15 protein-coding genes, 4 tRNA genes and 1 pseudogene are annotated in these 20201 nt (G+C 62.8%); 10 read left to right on the forward strand and 10 right to left on the reverse strand.

What is annotated here, in order from left to right:
* Positions 1-27 precede the first annotated feature (27 nt).
* From FS665_RS22150 to FS665_RS22160, 3 genes are all read right to left on the reverse strand, one after another.
* Entirely contained in the window at positions 28-1293 is a 1266-nt protein-coding gene (locus FS665_RS22150) for an OmpP1/FadL family transporter (protein ID WP_145193345.1), read from the reverse strand.
* 146 nt (positions 1294-1439) lie between these two features.
* Positions 1440-1922 carry a hypothetical protein gene (locus FS665_RS22155; RefSeq protein ID WP_145193347.1) on the reverse strand — a complete coding sequence of 161 codons (483 nt, stop codon included), beginning with the start codon at positions 1920-1922 and terminating at the stop codon, positions 1440-1442.
* Positions 1923-2170: 248 nt separating this feature from the next.
* Complete coding sequence (locus tag FS665_RS22160; RefSeq protein WP_145193382.1) at positions 2171-2395, reverse strand: hypothetical protein; 225 nt, start codon at positions 2393-2395, stop codon at positions 2171-2173.
* A 946-nt stretch (positions 2396-3341) separates the two neighbouring features.
* Here FS665_RS22160 and FS665_RS22165 point away from each other — a divergent pair.
* Positions 3342-3701 carry a sel1 repeat family protein gene (locus FS665_RS22165; RefSeq protein WP_145193349.1) on the forward strand — a complete coding sequence of 120 codons (360 nt, stop codon included), beginning with the start codon at positions 3342-3344 and terminating at the stop codon, positions 3699-3701.
* A gap of 153 nt (positions 3702-3854) precedes the next feature.
* Positions 3855-5228, forward strand: coding sequence for a DNA recombination protein RmuC (gene rmuC / locus FS665_RS22170; RefSeq protein ID WP_178108389.1), 1374 nt, complete (start codon positions 3855-3857; stop codon positions 5226-5228).
* Here the strand turns inward: rmuC and FS665_RS22175 are convergent.
* Positions 5200-8676: a hybrid sensor histidine kinase/response regulator gene (locus tag FS665_RS22175; protein ID WP_145193353.1), complete on the reverse strand. Its 3477-nt coding sequence runs from the start codon at positions 8674-8676 to the stop codon at positions 5200-5202. The two genes, rmuC and FS665_RS22175, sit on opposite strands and share 29 nt — an antisense overlap.
* A 280-nt stretch (positions 8677-8956) precedes the next feature.
* On the opposite strand from FS665_RS22175, the gene FS665_RS22180 reads away from it, so the two are divergent.
* From FS665_RS22180 to FS665_RS22190, 3 genes are all read left to right on the forward strand, one after another.
* The gene (locus FS665_RS22180; protein ID WP_145193355.1) at positions 8957-9688 is read left to right on the forward strand and encodes a GntR family transcriptional regulator; all 732 of its coding nucleotides are present in this window, start codon (positions 8957-8959) and stop codon (positions 9686-9688) included.
* A 135-nt stretch (positions 9689-9823) separates the two neighbouring features.
* Positions 9824-11098 carry an MFS transporter gene (locus FS665_RS22185; protein WP_145193357.1) on the forward strand — a complete coding sequence of 425 codons (1275 nt, stop codon included), beginning with the start codon at positions 9824-9826 and terminating at the stop codon, positions 11096-11098.
* A gap of 21 nt (positions 11099-11119) precedes the next feature.
* Entirely contained in the window at positions 11120-11950 is an 831-nt protein-coding gene (locus FS665_RS22190; protein WP_145193359.1) for an amidohydrolase, read from the forward strand.
* 61 nt (positions 11951-12011) lie between these two features.
* Here FS665_RS22190 and FS665_RS24025 read toward each other — a convergent pair whose 3' ends face one another.
* Both FS665_RS24025 and FS665_RS24030 read right to left on the reverse strand, forming a co-directional pair.
* Positions 12012-12875, reverse strand: a complete 864-nt coding sequence (locus FS665_RS24025; protein WP_371921314.1) for a methyl-accepting chemotaxis protein — start codon at positions 12873-12875, stop codon at positions 12012-12014.
* Positions 12867-13931, reverse strand: a pseudogene (locus FS665_RS24030) (methyl-accepting chemotaxis protein); the annotation flags it as partial. The gene FS665_RS24025 and the pseudogene FS665_RS24030, both read right to left, overlap by 9 nt.
* A gap of 256 nt (positions 13932-14187) precedes the next feature.
* On the opposite strand from FS665_RS24030, the gene FS665_RS22200 reads away from it, so the two are divergent.
* Positions 14188-16065, forward strand: coding sequence for a 1-acyl-sn-glycerol-3-phosphate acyltransferase (locus FS665_RS22200; RefSeq protein ID WP_145193362.1), 1878 nt, complete (start codon positions 14188-14190; stop codon positions 16063-16065).
* Positions 16066-16074: 9 nt separating this feature from the next.
* On the opposite strand, the gene sugE is transcribed toward FS665_RS22200, so the two are convergent.
* From sugE to rdgC, 3 genes are all read right to left on the reverse strand, one after another.
* A complete protein-coding gene (sugE, locus tag FS665_RS22205) occupies positions 16075-16392 on the reverse strand; it encodes a quaternary ammonium compound efflux SMR transporter SugE (RefSeq protein WP_145193364.1) in 318 nt (105 codons plus the stop codon).
* Between the two features lie 143 nt (positions 16393-16535).
* The gene (locus FS665_RS22210; protein WP_145193366.1) at positions 16536-17501 is read right to left on the reverse strand and encodes a bile acid:sodium symporter family protein; all 966 of its coding nucleotides are present in this window, start codon (positions 17499-17501) and stop codon (positions 16536-16538) included.
* Between the two features lie 149 nt (positions 17502-17650).
* Positions 17651-18571 carry a recombination-associated protein RdgC gene (gene rdgC, locus FS665_RS22215; protein ID WP_145193368.1) on the reverse strand — a complete coding sequence of 307 codons (921 nt, stop codon included), beginning with the start codon at positions 18569-18571 and terminating at the stop codon, positions 17651-17653.
* Between the two features lie 215 nt (positions 18572-18786).
* Here rdgC and FS665_RS22220 point away from each other — a divergent pair.
* From FS665_RS22220 to FS665_RS22235, 4 genes are all read left to right on the forward strand, one after another.
* Positions 18787-18862: transfer RNA gene (locus tag FS665_RS22220), tRNA-Val, on the forward strand.
* Positions 18863-18875: 13 nt separating this feature from the next.
* Positions 18876-18952 (forward strand) — tRNA-Asp (locus FS665_RS22225).
* 169 nt (positions 18953-19121) lie between these two features.
* Positions 19122-19197, forward strand: a tRNA-Val gene (locus tag FS665_RS22230).
* Between the two features lie 13 nt (positions 19198-19210).
* Positions 19211-19287 (forward strand) — tRNA-Asp (locus FS665_RS22235).
* Positions 19288-19380: 93 nt separating this feature from the next.
* On the opposite strand, the gene map is transcribed toward FS665_RS22235, so the two are convergent.
* Positions 19381-20157, reverse strand: coding sequence for a type I methionyl aminopeptidase (map, locus tag FS665_RS22240; protein WP_145193370.1), 777 nt, complete (start codon positions 20155-20157; stop codon positions 19381-19383).
* Positions 20158-20201 lie beyond the last annotated feature (44 nt).

The raw sequence follows: 20201 nt of genomic DNA on the forward strand, positions 1-20201 counted from the left end.
GCGGTTTTTCCGGTACAGCGGTACGGATCAGAAACGATAGGTCAGCGAAGCACCGACGCCGTGGGCGCTGTTCTCGTACTTGGCCTGGTAACGGCCCTTGGTTGCGCTGACCAGGTTGACCTTGGTGTCTTCTTCCCACAGGTAGGAATAGGCCACATCGATGGTCATGTCTTCGCTTGGGCTCCAGCCTGCGCCCAGGCTGAACACTTTGCGATCACCCGTCGGAATGCGCGGGGAGCGATCGGTGTTGTTGGTCGGCGACTGGTCGACGGTGAAGCCGGTGCGCAGTACCCACTCCTTGTTGACCTTGTACGACGCGCCGATGGCGTGCGCCCAAGTGTCATGCCAGTTCTGCTCTTCGGAAATGGTGCCGAACTGCCCCGCCAGTGGCGCCGGGACTTCGTTGTTGACCGTGATGTCCTTCAGGCGGCTCCAGCGTGTCCAGGTGCTGCCTGCATAGAGCGTCCATTGATCATCCAGCTCGTGGGTGACCGAGAGGTCCACCGACTCTGGCGTCTTGATCTTCAGCTTGGCGTCGAACTTGCTGCCGCTGAATGGCCCGATCAAGGCGTTGTTGATCTTGGTGTCGCCCTCGAGCTTGTAGTCGACCATCGAGTGATACGTCAGGCCGACACGCGTACGGTCAGTGGCCTGGACCAGCACGCCAATGTTGTAGCCTACGGCGGTGTCATCACCCTTGATCTTCACTTCACCGTCGTTGCGGCCCGGCGTGAATGGGTTGATGGTGTTGGAACCCAACTCACCTTTGATGCGGTTGATGGTCGGACCGAAGCCGATCGACACCTTGTCATTGAAGGCGTAGCTGACGGTCGGTTGGAAGGTGATGACTTCGACGTGGCTTTTCTTGCCCCAGTAGCGTGCAGCGTCGCCGCTGCCGTAGTCGGTCACCAGGCCGAATGGTACGTAGACGCCGAAACCGACGCTCCAGTGTTCATCGATTGGTTTGACGTAGTAACCCATCGGTACACCGACGACCGGTACCATGTCACCGTCGGTTTCCCCTGGCAGCGGGCTGCTGCCGGCGCCGGAGATATCGGTCTTGGCGATGACGGCAGCGCCCCCTACGGTCACCTGCTGACGCTTGAGCCGGGACATGCCGGCCGGGTTGCCATACACGGTGCTGGCATCTTCGGCAGAGGAAGAACGACCCGCGAAACCTGTCCCCATGCTGCTGATACTTTGTTCATTGAGCGCGAAGCCCGCTGCGAACAGTTGGCTCGAGGCGAGCGCAACGGCTACGCCGAGGGAGGTTTTGAGCATTGCTTTTTTCATTATTAGAAACTCCTTGGGATCTCCGGGGCGAAAAGCTACCAACAAATCACGCGCTGCGCTATAGCCTGGATCACAGGAGATAGAGCGGTTTTGTAGGACAATCCGACCACAATTCCATTTTTAACAGCAACGTTGTAGGAAGCTTCTTAAGATGCCTGTGGTAATTTCTGTTCTATGCAGGCATGCCAGGCACCCGTGAAGTCGCGCAGGCGCCCTTGCGGATGGAAAATCTGCCGCCAGATCCGCGCCAGCCCAAGCAAGTCGTCGGCCGCTGGCAGCACCGTCATCTGCTGCTCGATGAGCATCCAGGCGATGGCAGTGGAGTACCGCAGGTTCACCGTCAGTTCCAGGTGCGGGCCGCCAAGAAAGGCATGCTGGCTGGCCAGGCCGCGGACCAGGCTGGCAAGGTCCGGATCATGGGCCAGAAATTGATCCCATACTGCTTGGTGCCGATGCTCGCCGATGCGGTACAGGCCATGGCCGCGGCGGTCGTGCAGCGCTGAGCCAAGCGCAGACTGGCTGGCCGCGATGCCCAGCAATAGGGCCTCGGCACTGGCACAGTGACGATTGAGGTAGACCAGGGTTGGTCGAATCACATACTGACACAATTCACTAGCCGCAATACCCATGATGGCCTCGAGCGATGAGGTACCGACGGGCGCTGGAGCTTGGCAGCTGGTGAGTGTTCAGGCCCGCCGGAAGCGGCAAGGGCCGCTCGAGTTGAAGTGTAGTGTGATAATCAGCACGTAAAGAGCTGTTTTTAAATCAATTGCAGCATGCTTCACTGGGCTATATGCCTTGCGGCAATTAGTCCAGGAAGCGCTTGACGGTGAAGGGAAAAGGCCATTCAGGCAGCGAATACCGCGGTATTCGCTGCTCACGCGGTCAGTGATTGGCGCGTGCGATCGATGACCGCCTGCAATGGCTCCGAGCGGCTGTACTGTTCAGGGTACAAGCGTTCGGTGTGGCAGGCGATGCCGTGCTCGTCCACCAGGGTAAAACTGAAGCTGCCTTTGCGAGGCGCGACGATAAGGCACTTCAACGGCGAGAAGGCCTGGGATAGGGTGCCAATGGCAGCCTGAATTTGATGATGAGTATGCATGTTGTTTGGAGGTTCCTGCTTGAACACGGAGGATGTGATCCGTGCATGATAGAAACGTTCCAGTGACGTCTTTATTAAGGGACGAGCGAACCTGACTGGAACAGGGCAGCCAGAGGGGGCGCATTCAATAGGTAGGCGCTTGGGCTGACTGGTAGGTACATCAGAAGGCAGGCAACACAACGGGGCCAAGGTTCTAGGCCGGCGGAGTTGAATCCTGATCAATCTGCTCGTGATTCAAGCTTGCACAGCGTGGGCTGGCGAAGGAATCATCAGTGGGCCGGTCCTGGTTTCAGCAGCGACCGCTTGGGGGGCGATGGGCTGCAAGGACGTAGTGGCCAGAATTGACTTTCAGCTGGGGTACTAACGAGACGCACCTTACAGAAAACGCCGTGCCAATGCAAGCACTGTGTTTTCTGCGCTGAGCCGAGCAGTATGCCGCGTCTGCTTGGCTCTGTGAAGAGGGGCGGAGGCTGGCTTGGCACGCCCTTCGATTAAACACGGGCGATGGCATGAGCGCCCAGCGGGCAGTTGTCAACATCCGCGAGCTCAGTTGTAACGGCACGGCAACAGCTCGGACAGCACTCGCCAATGACTTGACTGGTGGTTTAAGTCAATGAAAAAAAACACTATTTTTTGCTGGTGAAAAAATCGTCAGTTTGACTGTAGGCCCCGTTATTCGGGGCTTTGCGGGCGCAATGAGGGTGTTGTCCACCGAGTTATCCACAGGAACTGTGGATTGTCCGGGGCGCTTGCTCTAGTGCGGGCGCGCCAGCCTCTCGAGGAACTGTCCGGCGATTATTGCGCACTGGTCGACCGTGCGGTCAGTGATGACAAAACGTCAAGAAAAGATCATTTAAAATTTTTTCCATGTTGGCCACCTTGGGTAGGTCAGGTTTGAAAAAAAGAGTAGAGTGGCGCGCTTTTCCAGCTGCCAACCCAGTCGGTCATGAAATTTCGTGGTAAATCGCTCGCCAGCTCCGTAGCTACTCTGCCAGCCCCATCGCCCAAGCGCTTCTCCCTGAAAGTCGCCCTGTGGTTGCTCGACACCCCGCGCCTGGGGGAAAACCAGCAGGTCAAGCAAATCGCCGGGCGTCTGCTCAAACAGCCTGCACGGCAGGGCGTGGTAGCGGCGCAGAGCCGGTTAGGACAGATGCTGTGCCGCGATTGCGGCAGTGCCCGTGATCGGCGCATTGGCCATGAATTGCTGCGCCAGGCAGCACGCGCCGGCGACCCGCTGGCCCAGCAAGAATATGCGCGGTTGTTCCAGGCCGATGAGCACGACCGGGCGTCCGAGCAAACAGACTGATAAGCTGCACGCACGTGTAGCAGTCTGATCGGGGTAAGCATGGCAGTTGATCTGACCAGCATCGTGCTGGGCTTGGTGGCGGGCGCCTTGCCTTGCCTGGGGTGGGCCTTGCACCTGCAGCGTCGGCACGCCGCCCGGTACAACGAGCAGGCGCTGCTGCAGGAGCGCTTGGGCAGTGCGCAACTGGCCCAGGCCGGTTTGCAGGCGCAACTCGATGCCAGCCGCGACGAAATCAGTGACCTCAGCGAGGCCAATGCGGCCAAGCAGGCGACCCTCGCCGCCCAAGGCCGCGAACTCGAGCTGTTGCAGATCGAGCGCGACAACGCCCGCGATGCCGCCCACGCCTGGCACCTCGAACGCGCTAACCGAGAGGCTGAATTGCGTCGGCTGGAGGCCCAGGCCGCGCGCCTGGAGGCGGAGTTGCGCGAACAGCAGGAAAGCCACCAGCAGCGCCTCGAAGACCTGCAGGAGGCCCGCGACACGCTGCGTGCGCAGTTCGCTGACCTGGCCACGAAAATCTTCGATGAACGTGAGCAACGCTTCGCCCAGACCAGCCAGCAGCACCTTGGCCAGTTGCTCGACCCGCTCAAGGAGCGCATCCAGGCGTTCGAGAAACGCGTCGAGGAAAGCTACCAGCAGGAAGCGCGCGAACGCTTCTCGCTGAGCAAGGAGCTTGAGCGCCTGCAGCAGCTGAACCTGCGCCTGTCGGATGAGGCGACCAACCTCACCCAGGCGCTCAAGGGGCAGAAGACCCAAGGCAACTGGGGCGAGCTGATCCTGGAGCGCGTGCTGGAACATGCCGGGCTGGAGAAGGGCCGCGAGTACCGGACCCAGGTCAGCCTCAAGAGCGCCGATGGCGAACGCTTCCAGCCCGATGTGCTGATCATGCTGCCTGGCGACAAGCAGGTGGTAGTCGATGCCAAGGTCAGTCTCACGGCCTACCAGCAGTATGTCAGCAGCAACGACGAAACCGCGCTCAAGCAGCATGTGCAGTCCTTGCGCAACCACGTCAAAGGCTTGTCGAGCAAGGACTACAACCGCCTCGAAGGCCTGCACAGCCTGGACTTCGTGCTGCTGTTCGTGCCCATCGAGGCGGCGTTCTCGGCGGCCTTGCAGGCCGAGCCCAACCTGTTCCAGGAAGCCTTCGACCGGCAGATCGTGATCGTCAGCCCCACCACCTTGCTCGCCACCTTGCGCGTCATCGACAGCTTGTGGAAGCAAGAGCGCCAGGGTCAGAACGCTCGCGAGATCGCTGAGCGGGCAGGCTGGCTGTACGACAAGTTCGTGCTGTTCATCCAGGACCTGGATGAACTGGGCAACCGCCTGCAGCAAGTCGATAAAGCCTATGCGGCGGCGCGCAACAAGCTCTGCGAAGGGCGCGGCAACCTGGTCAGCCGCAGCGAGCAGCTCAAGCTGCTTGGTGCCCGCGCCAGCAAGAGCCTGCCGGCCGAGCTGCTGGAACGGGCACTGAGCGACGATGCCCTGGCGAACCAGGCGCTCACTGAACCAGACTCAGATGTCGGTTGAGCAAGGCCCGCAGGGCGGCAGGCTTGACCGGCTTGGCCAGGTAGTCCAGGCCCGCGGCATGCACCGTGGCCAGGGTTTCCTTGCTGCCATCGGCGCTGATCACCACCCCCGGCACGGGCTCGCCCAGCCGCGCACGTAGCCAGCCCATCAGCCCAGTCCCGGTTTCGCCGTCATCGAGGTGAAAGTCCACCAGCGCCAGGTGCGGGCGCATGCCCTGGGCCAGCAAAGCTTCGCATTCGGCCCGGTTGCGCGCGGTCCAGACCTGACAGCCCCAGCGCCTGAGCAGGCTGTTCATGCCGATCAGGATGCTGTCTTCGTTGTCCACGCACAGCACGTGCAAGCCAGCCAGCGGTTGACTCGCCGCCTCCGGCGCGACGGGGGCGGCCACCGCAGCCTGCCTGGCAATCGGCACCTTGACCCGGAACACCGTGCCCTTGCCAGGCCACGAGCGCACCTGCAGGGGATGACCCAGTACCCGGCACAGGCCGTCAGCGATCGCCAGACCCAGGCCCAGGCCTTTTTCGGCACGGGTCTGGTGGCTGTCCAGGCGCTTGAACTCCTGGAAGATGACCTGCAGCTTGTCGTCGGCGATGCCCGGGCCGCGGTCCCACACTTCAAACCACAGATGCTCGCCCTGGCGGCGCACGCCGAGCAGCAGGGGGCTCTTGCCGTAGCGCAGGGCGTTGGTGAGAAAGTTCTGCAGCACCCGCCGTAGCAGCTTCATGTCGCTATCGACGCGTAGCCGGCTGCCGCGCAGGCGGAACTCCAGGTCTTTCTCGGCGGCCAGCACCTTGAACTCGGCGCCCAGGGTGTCGAACAGCTCGTTGAGGGCGAAGGGCTTGGCATCGGGAGTGATCTTGCCGTTTTCCAGGCGCGAGATGTCCAGCAGGTCACTGATCAGCTCCTCGGCCGAGCGCAGTGAGCTGTCCATGTGCTGGACCAGCTGCCGAGCCTCGTCGTTCATGCCTTCGGCCTGCTGCGACAGGGCGGCGGAGAACAGCCGCGCGGCGTTCAACGGCTGCATCAGGTCGTGGCTGACCGCCGCCAGGAAGCGGGTCTTGGACTTGCTCACCGCCTCGGCCTGGCTCTTGGCTTCGGACAGCGCCTGATTGAGCTGCGACAGCTCATGGGTGCGCGCAGCCACGCGCTGTTCCAGCCCTTCATTGGCATCGCGCAGCGCCTGCTCGGCCTCGCGGAATGGGGTGATGTCGGTGAAGCTCATGACGAACCCGCCACCGGGCATCGGGTTGCCGATCAGCTCGATGACCCGGCCGTTGGGGAACAGCCGTTCCGACGAATGCGCGCGGCCCTGGCGCATCCAGTGCAGGCGCCGGGCCACGTGGACCTGCGCCTCGCCAGGGCCGCACAAGCCGCGCTCGGCGTTGTAGCGAATGATATCGGCGATCGGCCGTCCGACGCTGATCAGTCCTTCGGGGTAGTTGAACAACTCCAGGTAACGGCGGTTCCAGGCCACCAGGTGCAGGTTCTGGTCGACCACGCTGATGCCCTGGTTGATGTTCTCGATGGCGCCCTGCAGCAGCGCGCGGTTGAACTGCAGCACTTCGCTGGCTTCATCGGCGATGCGTACCACGTCTTCGAGCTGCATGTCGCGACCTTCGATAGCGGCCTTGACCACGGCGCGGGTCGATGAGGTGCCGAGCACCCCCGCGAGCAGCCGCTCGGTGTGCTCGATCCAGTCGCCGTCGGCGTTCTGGTTGGGGTTGAAGCCTTTGCCCTGCCGGTAGGCGAAGCGGATGAAGCTCTGTCGCGCACGCTCCTCGCCGACGAAGCGCGAGGCCAGTGTCAGCAGGTCGTCGATCTGCACCGCCAGCAGCGGTTTGCTGCTCGGGTGGGCGCTGGTCTGCTGGCCGATGAAGCGCCCGGCCTGCCAGTGTTCCGATACGCGCGTGCGCGACAGCATCGAAACCCAGGCGAACAAGGTGAAATTGCCGGCGAGCGACAACACCACACCCTGGGTGAGCGGCGTGATCGGCAGGTTCAGCGGGTTGCCATGCAACCAGGCAAGGCCCGGAAACAGCGCCAGCGACAGGCCCAGGCTGTGCGCGATGATCGGCAGCACCAGGGTGTAGAACCACAGGAAAATACCCGCCGTGAGCCCTGCGAACACGCCGCGGCGGTTGGCCTGCTTCCAGTACAGCGCGCCGAGCATGGCCGGGGTCAACTGAGTGACGGCGGCAAAGGCGATCTGGCCGATGGTCGCAAGGCTCGCCGTGGAGCCAAGCAGGCGGTAACTGACGTAGGCCAGCAGCAGGATCACCACGATGGTCACGCGGCGTACCGAGAGCATCCAGTGACGAAACACCTCGAACGGCCGTTCGGCATTATTGCGCCGCAGCAGCCACGGCAGCAGCATGTCGTTGGAGACCATCGTCGACAGCGCGACGGCTTCGACGATGACCATGCCGGTTGCCGCTGAAGCACCGCCAATGAAGGCCAGCAAGGCCAGGCTCGGATGCGCCTGGGCCAACGGCAGGCTGATGACGAAGGAGTCGGATATCACCGTGCCGGGCAGCAGCATCTGCCCGGCCAGCGCGATCGGCACCACGAACAATGCCGCCAGCGCCAGGTACATCGGAAACACCCAGCGGGCCAGGCGCATGTCCTGCGCTTCGATGTTCTCGACCACGGTGACGTGGAACTGCCGCGGCAGACAGATGATCGCCATCATCGCCACGGCGGTCTGCACCACCATCGACGGCCAGTTGATGGTTTCCTGCCAATAGGTGTCCAGTTGTACCGACTGGCGTGCCTGGGTGAACAGGTCACCGAAGCCGTCGTACAGGTTGAACACCACGAACACGCCGACGGCCAGAAACGCCAGCAGCTTGATCAGCGACTCGAAGGCAATCGCCAGCACCATGCCGCGGTGGTGCTCGGTGACATCCAGGCTGCGCGTGCCGAAGACGATGGCGAACAGCGCCAACACCAGCGACACCACCAGCGCGGTGTCCTGCACGCGGGTGCCCGTGGCGTCGGCATTGGCGCCGATCAGCAGGTTGACGCCGAGCACGATACCCTTGAGCTGCAAGGCGATGTACGGCAGCACGCCGACCAGGCAGATCAGCGCCACCACCACCGCCAGCGACTGCGATTTGCCGTAGCGCGCGGCGATGAAGTCGGCGATCGAGGTGATGTTCTGCTGCTTGCTGATCAACACCATCTTCTGCAGCACCCAAGGGGCGAACAGCAGCAGCAGGATCGGCCCCAGGTAAATCGGCAGAAACGCCCATAGCTGCTCGGCCGCCTGGCCGACCGCCCCGAAGAACGTCCAACTGGTGCAGTACACCGCCAGGGACAGGCTGTACACCCACGCGCGCAGGCGCGGCGGCAGCGGGGTGCTGCGCCGGTCGCCGTAGAAGGCGATGGCGAACATGACGGCCATATAGGCCAGGGCGACCACGGCGATCAGCCCGCTGGACAACGACATGCAATCTCCGCAGCTATAAAGGTCACCTGCAAATGGGTCAGCGGCCCACCAGCCATTGGCAGCAGTCTGGCATGCAGACTGCGGTTAGTCAGCGCCGACGTTGGTCGCAGTGGCAGGTCGTCGCAGGCGCTGCGCCGGCAGGTCAAGGCCACGCATGCCGATCGTACCATCGCGTGTTTGATAGCAAAGCGACAGCCGGAGGATTGACAGCCTGTCGGGCACGGGGAATACTCTGGAAAAATTCATATATATGTCTATATAACAATATGAGAGTCGTCCCATGCCCCCACTGTCCGGTGATGCTCGACTGCCACGCTATCAACAACTGCGCGATCACCTGATCGAGCAAATCGCCAACAATCGTTGGCGCCCGGGCGAAGCCATCGCCACCGAGGCCGCGTTGGCCACCGAGTTCGACATGTCGGTCGGCACGGTGCGCAAGGCGGTCGATGCACTGGTCGCCGAAGGGGTGCTGGAGCGCCAGCAGGGCCGCGGTACCTTCATTCGTCGCCCGCAATTCCAGTCGTCATTGTTCCGCTTCTTCCGTTTCGAAAGTGCCAGCGGCGAGCGGCTCGTGCCGCAGAGCCGCATCCTGTCCATCGAAGCGGTCGTGGCGCCGTCAGCCGTTGCCCAGGCGTTGAGCTTGGCAGCCGGGGCCGAAGTGATCCGCATCGTGCGCACCCGATTGCTGGAAGCGCAGCCAGTGCTGGCTGAGGAGATCTGGCTGCCGCGCCAGCCTTTCCAGGCACTGCTGGAGGTAGACCTGGACAGTCACGGCCCGCTGCTTTACCCCATTTTCGAGGCGTTGTGCGGCCAAGTGGTCGCCCATGCCGAAGAAACCCTCACCGCCGAGGCGGTCGATGCCGTCCACGGGCGCTTGCTCCAGGTCGCCCCAGGCAGCCCGGTGGTGGTGATCGAACGCCTGGCCCGTGACTACGCCGGCAAACCCCTGGAATGGCGCCGCTCGCGAGGCCATGCCCAGCACTTCCGGTACCGCGTCGAGATTCGCTGAGCCGGTCACCGGCCTTTCGCATCCACCTGTCTGCGCCGCTCTGCCACGGCGCAGTGGCTTCGCCTGCCCGGTTGCCTGCGCGCCTCGCGCCGTTGGACACCGTGCGTAACACACACAACTAGAAGGATAACAATCATGTTCAGTTGGTATCGCCAGATCACTTCACGGGAGCGCAAGACGTTCTGGGCCTGTTTTGGCGGCTGGTCGCTCGACGCGCTGGAAGTGCAGATGTTCGGCCTGGCCATTCCGGCGTTGATCGCCGCGTTCTCCCTGAGCAAAGGCGATGCCGGCCTGATCAGTGGCGTGACCCTGATCACCTCGGCCATCGGTGGCTGGCTCGGTGGCACCCTGTCGGACCGTTACGGCCGCGTGCGCACGCTGCAATGGATGATCCTCTGGTTCTCCTGCTTCACCTTCCTATCGGCTTTCGTCACCGGCTTCTATCCGCTGCTGTTCGTCAAGGCCATGCAGGGCTTCGGCATCGGCGGCGAGTGGGCGGCTGGCGCGGTGTTGATGGCCGAAACCATCAACCCGAAATACCGCGGCAAGGTCATGGGCACCGTGCAGAGCGCCTGGGCCGTGGGCTGGGGCCTGGCGGTGGCGCTGTTCACCTTGATCTACTCGCTGGTGCCGGCTGAATATGCCTGGCGCGTGATGTTCTTCGTCGGCCTGTTGCCATCGCTGCTGATCATCTGGGTGCGCCGTAACGTTCCTGAACCGGACAGCTTCCAGCGCCTGCAGAAAGACAAGGCGATTCCTGGCAGTTTCTTCAAGTCCATGGCCGGCATCTTCCGCCCGGAGCTGCTGCGCGTGACGCTGCTCGGCGGCCTGCTGGGCCTGGGCGCGCACGGCGGTTACCACGCCGTGATGACCTGGCTGCCGACCTTCCTCAAGACCGAACGCAATCTGTCGGTGCTCAACTCCGGCGGCTACCTGGCGGTGATCATCTTCGCCTTCTGGTGCGGCTGCGTGGTCAGCGGCCTGCTCATCGACCGCATCGGCCGGCGCAAGAACATCCTGTTGTTCGCCCTGTGCTGTGTGCTGACGGTGCAGGCTTACGTGTTCTTCCCGCTGAGCAACACGCAGATGCTGTTCCTGGGCTTCCCGTTGGGCTTCTTCGCCGCAGGCATCCCGGCAAGCCTGGGGGCGTTCTTCAATGAGCTGTATCCGGCGGATGTACGCGGGGCAGGGGTGGGTTTTTGCTACAACTTCGGCCGTGTGCTGTCGGCGGTGTTCCCGTTCCTGGTCGGCCACATGAGCGAATCGATGTCGCTGGGTAGCGCCATCGGCATCGACGCCGGTATCGCCTATGGCGTGGCCATGCTCGCCGCGCTGTGCCTGCCGGAAACCCGTGGCCGCGACCTCGAGGCCACTGCCGCGCCGCATGTGGCTGGCGCTGTTGCCAAGTAACCTGACTGCCTTGTGAAAACCATGCCCGACGCTCCTGCTTCACACCTGACCGCCATCGACAGCCACGCCCATGTGTTCAGCCGCGGGCTGGAACTGGCCACTGGGCGGCGTTACGCGCCCAGCTACGATGCGCCCCTGGGCGATTACCTGGCGCAGTTGCAGGCGCACGGTTTCAGCCATGGCGTGCTGGTGCAGCCGAGCTTTCTCGGCACCGACAACCGCTATTTGCTCAGTGCATTGCAGAGCGCCCCGGCCAACCTGCGCGGGGTGGTGATGCTCGAGCCTGACGTCGAGCCCGAAAGCCTGGCCGCGATGGCCAGCCTCGGGGTGCGCGGGGTGCGCCTGAACCTGATGGGCCAAGCGCTGCCCGACCTCACCGAGGCCCACTGGCGGCCGCTGCTCGAGCGTATCGGCGAGCAGGGTTGGCATGTCGAGCTGCATCGCCAGGTGGCCGATATGCCAACTTTGGTACGGGCGCTGGAGCCCTATGGCCTGGACATCGTGGTCGACCACTTCGGCCGGCCAGACGCGCGCCTCGGGCTGGGCCAGCCAGGTTTTGCCGAACTGCTGACCCTTGGCGGCAAGGGCAAGGTCTGGGTCAAGGTGTCGGGTATCTATCGCCTGGAAGGCACCGCGCAGCAGAACCTCGTCTTCGCCCGCCAGGCCCTGGGGGCGCTGGAGGCGCATTACGGTGCAGAGCGGCTGATGTGGGGCAGTGACTGGCCGCATACCCAGCATGAGGCCGCAGTCAGTTTCGGCTCGGTGCTCGAGCAGTTCGACGCGTTGGGTTGCTCGGCCGAGTTGCGCCGCGCGCTGATGCGGGAGACAGCCCAGGCGCTGTTCGGCTTCTAGAGCGAGGCCCTGCCCGGGTCGGCACCACGGCCGGCGCGGGCAGGGCGTGTCTCAGCGCTGCCTAGAAGCGAAAGCGGCTGATCATCTGCTGCAGTTGGCCGCCCAGACGCGCCAGCTCGACGCTTGAGGCCGAGGTCTGCTGGCTGGCTTCGGCCGTCTGTTCGGAAATATCACGCACCGTCACCACGCTGCGGCTGATCTCCTCGGCCACCGCGCTTTGTTGCTCTGACGCAGCGGCGATCTGCTGGTTCATCAGCTGAATGTTCGATACCCGCTGGGTGATGCCTTCGAGCGCCACGCCGGCTTCGCGCACCAGGGCGACGCTGCTTTGCGTCAGGTTCTGGCTTTGCTCCATCAAGTCGCTGACCGAGCGGGTGCCGTCTTCCAGACTACCGATGGCCGATTCGATCTCCAGGGTCGAGGCCTGGGTGCGCTGCGCCAGGCTACGCACTTCATCGGCGACCACGGCAAAGCCGCGACCGGCTTCACCGGCACGGGCAGCTTCGATGGCGGCATTGAGCGCCAACAGGTTGGTCTGCTCGGCAACCGCCTTGATCACATCCATGACCTTGCCGATACGCTGGCTCTCGCTGCGCAGCGCGCCCATCGCCTCGCCGGTGGCATCGACCTGGCTGGCCAGGCGGCTGATCTGCGCCACGGCGCGATTGACCACGCTGTCACCTTCGCGGGCTTCTTCATCGGTGGCGCTGGCGGCCGCCGACGCTTCGCCTGCGTTGCGCGCCACCTCGTGCACGGTGGCGGCCATTTCCTGCATGGCGGTGGCCACCTGGTCGGTTTCGACCTTTTGATTGTTGGCCCCGGCGCTGGTCTGCTCGGTGATCGCCGACAGTTCCTCGGTAGCGCTGGCGATCTGCGAGATGCCATCGCGGACCTGGGCGATCAGCTCGCGCAGGTTGCGCGTCATGCCCTGCAGGGCGTTCTGCAACTGGCCGACTTCGTCGCGCCGACGGCTGGCCGGTTGCTCACTCAAGTCGCCCGCGGCGACCCGTTCCATGGCTTGCAGCACCTGGCGCAGGGGCTGGCTGATCTGGCGGGCGATGAGCAGCGCCGCCGCAGCGCCGATCACCAGGGCGAGCAAGGTGGTGGCGATCTGCAGCGAGCGCGCGAACTGGCTGTCGCTGGCCACCAGGGTTGCCTGGTCGTCGAGCAACTGGCCGATCACGGCGTTGAGCGCGTCGATGTCCTTGGCCATGGCGGCGCGGTAATCGACCAGATGACCCACTTCGCCACGGAAAGCCTCGACGGCACTGGCGTAGGCCTGCACCTGCTGCTGCAACTGCTGGAACTGCTGCGGAAAATTGCCGTTGAAGCGGGCGATCAGGCCGGGCAGGTCGTCGACCGTGGTAGCGATCTGCGCGTTCATCAGGCGTTCGGTTTCGGCAGTGGTATTACCGGTGTAGCCACGTACGTGATAACGCAGCAGGATCAGGTTTTCGCGTATCTGGTTGATCGCTTCGCTGCGCACCACCCGTTGTTCGGCATCGGTCAACGCACGCACCTGGGTGCGAATCTGCTCGATGGTGGCGAACGACTGGGTCGCCAGCACGCCCATCTGCTTCTGTGCAGTGCGCATCTTTTCATAGGCGCCGAAGCTTGCCGCCTGGTTGGCGCTGTAGCCTTGCAGGGCTTGCTCGGCATTGCTCAGCAGCGCCTGGGAGCGTGGCTTGACCATCACCTCGCGCAGCTTGGCCAGGGTCGGCTTGAAAGCGTCCAGTGCCGCCTGCAGCTGCTTGGCTTCATCAGCGCCGCCGTTGGCCATGGCATGGCGCAAGCGTGCCTCGCGCAGGTCGCCCAGTGCGTCATTCAGGCGCGAGACATCGCTGACCACCTGACTGCGCCGGACCAGGCTGCCCATGCCATCCCAGCTGATCAGCGACTGAGCCAGGGTCAGGCACAGCACCAGGCCGAAACCCATGAACAATTTGTGGGCGATCTTGAGGTCGCCGAACCAAGTAAACATATACTGCCGAGCTCCTTTTCTTATGCGTTGGAGGAGACCTGAGGTCCATCCCTTCTGTCAGATATAGTCGTCTATATGAATTATCGGCAGATGTAACAAAATCTGAATAGCGGCTTCGATGAAAATAATGTCACCGTGATATCAGTGCGCAGGAAAACCCGGCAGAACCTTGCCAGGCAGCGCCAAGCCATGCAGATTTGTGGCTTTTGCCGCAGTGCCGGCCTCCAATGACGAAAGCCCATCAGGAACAAGGACGATGAGTCACTCCTCGCAATTCACCTTGCTCGGCAAGCGACGTTTCCTGCCGTTTTTCATCACCCAGTTGCTGGGTGCCTTCAACGACAACTTGTTCAAGCAGTCGCTGATCCTGGCCATTTTGTTCAAGCTCAGCCTGGGTGATGGTGACCGCTCGATCTGGGTCAACCTGTGCGCACTACTGTTCATCCTGCCGTTCTTTCTGTTCTCGGCGCTGGGTGGTCAGTTCGGTGAGAAGTTCGCCAAGGACGCCTTGATTCGCGCCATCAAGCTGGCCGAGATCGCCATCATGGGCGTCGGCGCCATTGGTTTCGTCACCGATCACCTGGTACTGATGCTGGTAGCCCTGTTCGGCATGGGTACCCACTCGGCGTTGTTCGGCCCGGTAAAGTATTCGATTCTTCCCCAGGCCCTGCGCGAGCAGGAGCTGGTGGGCGGAAACGGCCTGGTCGAGATGGGCACGTTCCTGGCCATCCTGGTCGGCACCATCGGCGCCGGGGTGATGATGGCTCACGATAACTACGCCAGCGTGGTGGCTGGCGGCGTGGTCGGTACCGCAGTGCTGGGCTACCTGGCCAGCCGCTGGATCCCGCGGGCGGCGGCGGCGTCGCCGCAGATGGCGCTGGACTGGAACATCTTCAAGCAGTCGTGGCTGATCCTGCGCATGGGCCTGGGCCAGACCCCCGCGGTGTCGCGCTCGATCGTCGGCAACTCGTGGTTCTGGTTCGTCGGCGCCATCTACCTGACGCAGATCCCGACCTACGCCAAGGACTGGCTGCATGGCGATGAGACGGTCGTCACCTTGGTGCTGACTCTGTTCTCCGTGGGCATCGCCGTGGGCTCGCTGCTGTGCGAGCGGCTCAGCGGGCGCAAGGTGGAAATCGGCCTGGTGCCGTTCGGCTCGTTCGGCCTTACGCTGTTCGGCCTGCTCTGGTGGTGGCACTCCGGTGATGTTCCCGCCGCTGCAACGCCGCACGACTGGCTGGCATTGCTGGGCATGCCGCAAGCTTGGTGGATCCTGCTGTCGATCGTCGGGCTCGGGGTGTTCGGCGGCTTCTACATCGTGCCGTTGTACGCGTTGATTCAGGCGCGCACCGCCGAAGATCAGCGCGCACGGGTGATCGCGTCGAACAACATCCTCAATGCGTTGTTCATGGTGGTGTCGGCCGTGCTCACCATCGTGCTGCTGAGCGTGGCTGAGCTGAGCATTCCACAGTTATTCCTGGTGGTGTCGTTGCTCAACGTGCTGGTCAACGCGTACATCTTCAGCATCGTGCCTGAGTTCACCATGCGGTTTCTGATCTGGCTGCTCAGCCATTCGATGTACCGCGTGCAGCACCGAGGGCTTGAGCGGATACCCGACGAGGGAGCGGCGCTGCTGGTGTGCAACCATGTGTCGTTCGTCGATGCGCTGCTGCTGGGCGGGGCGATCCGTCGGCCGATTCGCTTTGTCATGTATTACAAGATCTACAACCTGCCGGTGCTCAATTTCGTCTTCCGCACCGCAGGGGCCATCCCGATCGCCGGGCGCAACGAAGACCCAGCCACCTATGAGCGCGCCTTCGCGCGCATCGCCGAGTACCTGGCTGACGGTGAACTGGTGTGTATCTTCCCGGAAGGCAAGCTGACCGGCGATGGTGAGATCGACGTGTTCAAAGGCGGCGTCAGGCACATTCTCGAACAGACCCCGGTGCCGGTGATTCCGCTGGCCCTGCAGGGGCTGTGGGGCAGCTTTTTCAGTCGCGACCCAGGCAAAGGGCTGTTCAAGCGCCTGTGGTCGCGGGTGACCATCGTCGCCGGAGAGAGCATTGCGGCGCAGGCGGCTCAGCCTGAAGCGCTGCGCGAGCAGGTCAGCCGCTTGCGCGGCGACCTGCGTTAGGGCGGCGATTCAGCTGGCGCTGATTTTCAGGCCGACCAGGCCGGTCACGATCAGCGCCACGCTGACCAAGCGCATCAAGGCCATGGATTCGCCAAACAGGATGATGCCGGCGATTACCGTGCCGACCGCGCCGACGCCGGTCCAGATGGCGTAGGCAGTGCCCAGCGGCAGCTCCTTCATGGCCAGGCCCAGCAGGCCCAGGCTGATGGCCATGGCGGCGACGGTGAGAGCGGTGGGCAGGGGTTTGCTGAAACCGTCGGTGTATTTCAGGCCAACGGCCCAGCCGACCTCGAACAAGCCGGCGAAGAACAGGATGATCCAGGACATGTGCACCTCCATCGTGGCAATGAGGGGCCGTCCCCGAAGTGATCACGCGCTGCGTCGTGAGGTCGTCCTCACTGTGCCGATCATGGTGCACATCTGCCCGCTGGCGAGCAAGCCTGTGCTCGCCTTTTTGCGCCCAAGCAGCATCAAGGCTTGATTGGCTCCACCTCATCGGCAGCCACAGGTGGGGCCTCCAGGCTGCGGAACCAGGTCGAGAGCAGCGCCCCGGAAATGTTGTGCCAGACGCTGAACAGCGCGCTTGGCACCGCCGCGAGCGGCGAAAAATGCGCTGCGGCCAACGCGGCGCCCAGCCCCGAGTTCTGCATGCCGACCTCCAGCGCCAGCGATTTGCGCTGCGCCAATGGCAGCTTGCACAGCTTGCCGGTCAGGTAACCGAGCAAGAAGCCAAAGCTGTTGTGCAGCACCACCACGGCCATGATCAACAGCCCGGACTCGGCAATCTTGGCCTGGCTGGCCGCAACCACTGCGCAGACGATCATGACGATGCTGACCACCGACACCAGCGGCAGCACCTGCACTGCCAGTTGCACCCGCGCGCCCAGCAAGCGCTGGGCAAGCACGCCGAGCACGATGGGCAGCATCACCAATTGCAGAATCGACCAGAACATGTCCATGAAGGACACCGGTAGCCAGGCTGAAGCCAGGAGCCAGATCAGCGTTGGCGTCAGCAGTGGAGCGAGCAGGGTGGTGACTGCTGCAATGGCCACTGCCAGAGCCAGGTCGCCCTTGGACAGCCAGACCATCACGTTCGATGCCGTGCCGCTTGGGCAGCAGCCAACCAGGATCACGCCTACGGCGATTTCCGCCGGCAGCTGGAACAGTTGGCACAGCAGCCAGGCCATGCCCGGCATGATCACGAAGTGTGCCACCACGCCCAGTGCCACCCGCCAGGGCTGGCGGGCGAGGGCGGCGAAGTCGTCGAGCTTGAGGGTCAAGCCCATGCCGAACATCACCAGCCCCAGGAGCGGCACGATGGCGACTTTCAGGGCAATGAACCACTGCGGCATGAGGAACGCCAGCACGGCAAACACCAGCACCCACAGGGCAAAGGTGTTGCCGACGAACCGGCTAAGGGCGGCGAGGGCACGCATGGGGGAACCTCCGGTTCAGCTACAAGCTACAAGTAGAAGCAGTGCGGGTTTTGGGCAGATGACGCGGCAAGCTACAAGCCGTACACCGCTGGTAGCCATGTCGCGCTACCGCTTTTGACTTTTCTTGCAGCTTGCAGCTTGCAGCTGCGTCAAACCCCCTGGGGGATTTCTTCGCCGCCGAGGGCTTCGAACAGCACCGGCAGGAACTCGGTGAAAGTCATCATCATCAGCTGGAAGCTGGCATCGAACTGCTGCGCAGCTTCATCGCCGCCGTCCTGTTCGGCCTGCTCTTGCAGCAACTCCTCGAACTTCAGGCGCTTGATCACCATCTTGTCGTCCAGCACGAACGACAACTTGTCCTGCCAGGCCAAGGCCAGCTGGGTGACTACCTTGCCCGTGCTCAAGTGCAGCTGTATTTCTTCGCTGGTCAGGTCCTGGCGCTTGCAACGCACGATGCCACCGTCTTCGGCGGTATCACGCAGCTCGCATTCGTCCAGCACGTAGAAGCCCTCGGCAGCCTGTTGCGACTTGACCCAATCGGTCATGGTCGCGGTCGGGGCGATTTTCACCGTGGCCGGGCGTACCGGCAGCGAGCCGATCACCTCACGCAAGGTCGACAACAGGTCTTCGGCGCGCTTGGCGCTGGCCGAGTTGACCAGGATCATGCCCAGGCGCGGGGCGATGGCGGCGAAGATCATCGAGCGGCGGATAAACGCACGCGGCAGGAAGGCCTGAATGATCTCATCCTTGATCTGGTCGCGTTCCTTCTTGTAGACCTTGCGCATCTGCTCGGTCTCGATTTCCTCGACCTTTTCCTTGACCGCGTCATTGACCACGCTGCTAGGCAGAATGCGCTCTTCCTTGCGCGCGGCGATCAGCAGGAACTCACCGCTGACATGCACCAGGGGAGCCTCTTCGCCCTTGCCGAAGGGCGCGATGAAACCGTAGGTGGTCAGCTCCTGGCTGGCACAGGGGCGGGCCGGCTTGCTGGCCAGTGCGGCTTCCAGCGCCTCGGCCTCGAACGGTACTTCCTGGGTCAGGCGATAGGACAACAGGTTCTTGAACCACATGAGGGGCAATCTCTCCTTAATGCATAAGGCGGGCATTATTCTCCGAGCGGCACCGCAAGGCCAACCCTGTCAGAGGACCATTAGGTGATTTGCCGCAAAGAAACCCCTTGCTGTGCTAGGTCTTTGAAAGCCCTGGAGTTTTTTTTGAGGAAAGTTGAAAAAGTGCTTGCCAGGGTGAAAGGCCCTCCGTAGAATGCGCGCCACACCGAGACGAAGGGTGATTAGCTCAGCCGGGAGAGCATCTGCCTTACAAGCAGAGGGTCGGCGGTTCGATCCCGTCATCACCCACCACTCGATGTATAGCGCAGCGGTAGTTCAGTCGGTTAGAATACCGGCCTGTCACGCCGGGGGTCGCGGGTTCGAGTCCCGTCCGCTGCGCCATATTCCACTTCCAGGGCCCACTGAACACCCGGAAGTTACAAAGAAAGCGACCTTAGGGTCGCTTTTTTTGTGCCTGAAATTTGTTCATGATTTATTTTAAAAAAACCTGCAAAGACTGCTTGCCAGGCTCTCGGTTGCTCCGTAGAATGCGCGCCTCACCGAGACGAATGGGTGATTAGCTCAGCCGGGAGAGCATCTGCCTTACAAGCAGAGGGTCGGCGGTTCGATCCCGTCATCACCCACCACTCGTTGAATAGCGCAGCGGTAGTTCAGTCGGTTAGAATACCGGCCTGTCACGCCGGGGGTCGCGGGTTCGAGTCCCGTCCGCTGCGCCATATTCCGCTTCCAGGGCCCACTGAACACCCGGAAGCAAAAAAAAAGCGACCTTCGGGTCGCTTTTTTTATGGCTGCGCTGTCTGCCCTGGCCCTCAGGGCTGGCGCTCTTCTTCGCGCAACGTGAGCACTTCGACCCCGTCTTCAGTGACCGCCACGGTGTGCTCCCACTGCGCCGACAGGCTGCGGTCACGGGTGATCACGGTCCAGCCATCCTTCAAGGTTCGCGTGCCACGCCCGCCCTGGTTGATCATCGGCTCGATGGTAAAGACCATGCCCGGCTGCAGCTTCATGCCCATGCCGCGTTGGCCGTAATGCAGCACTTCCGGGCCTTCGTGCATCTGTTGGCCGATACCGTGGCCGCAATATTCTCGTACCACGCTGTAGCCCGCCGCCTCGGCATGCGCCTGGATGGCATGGCCGATATCGCCGAGGGTCGCGCCTGGGCGTACCTGGCCGATGCCTTGCCACAGCGCTTGATAGGTGGTGTCCACCAGCCGTTGCGCCTCGTTGCTGATCGAGCCGATTCGGTACATCTTCGAAGAATCGGCTATGTAGCCGCCCTGCTCCAGGGTGATATCGACGTTGACGATCGAGCCTTCCTGCAACACTTCGTCAGCCCTGGGCATGCCGTGGCAGACCACATGGTCCACCGAGGTGTTGAGCGAGTAGGGGAAACCGTACTGGCCCTTGCTTGCCGGGCGCGCCTTGAGCGTCTCGACGATGAACGTATCAGCGCGGTCATTGATCTGCAGGGTGGTCACGCCAGGGCCAATGAAACGGTCAAGGTCAGCGAACACTTGCGCCAGCAGGCGCCCGGCGTTGCGCATCAAGTCAAGTTGGGCAGGGGTCTTGAGGATTACCTTGGACATGGTGGGCAGGCTGTAACTCTGGCGAAAAGTTGCTCCAGCATAGC

The organism is Pseudomonas sp. URMO17WK12:I11 (genome assembly GCF_007677725.1).
GTDB lineage: Bacteria > Pseudomonadota > Gammaproteobacteria > Pseudomonadales > Pseudomonadaceae > Aquipseudomonas.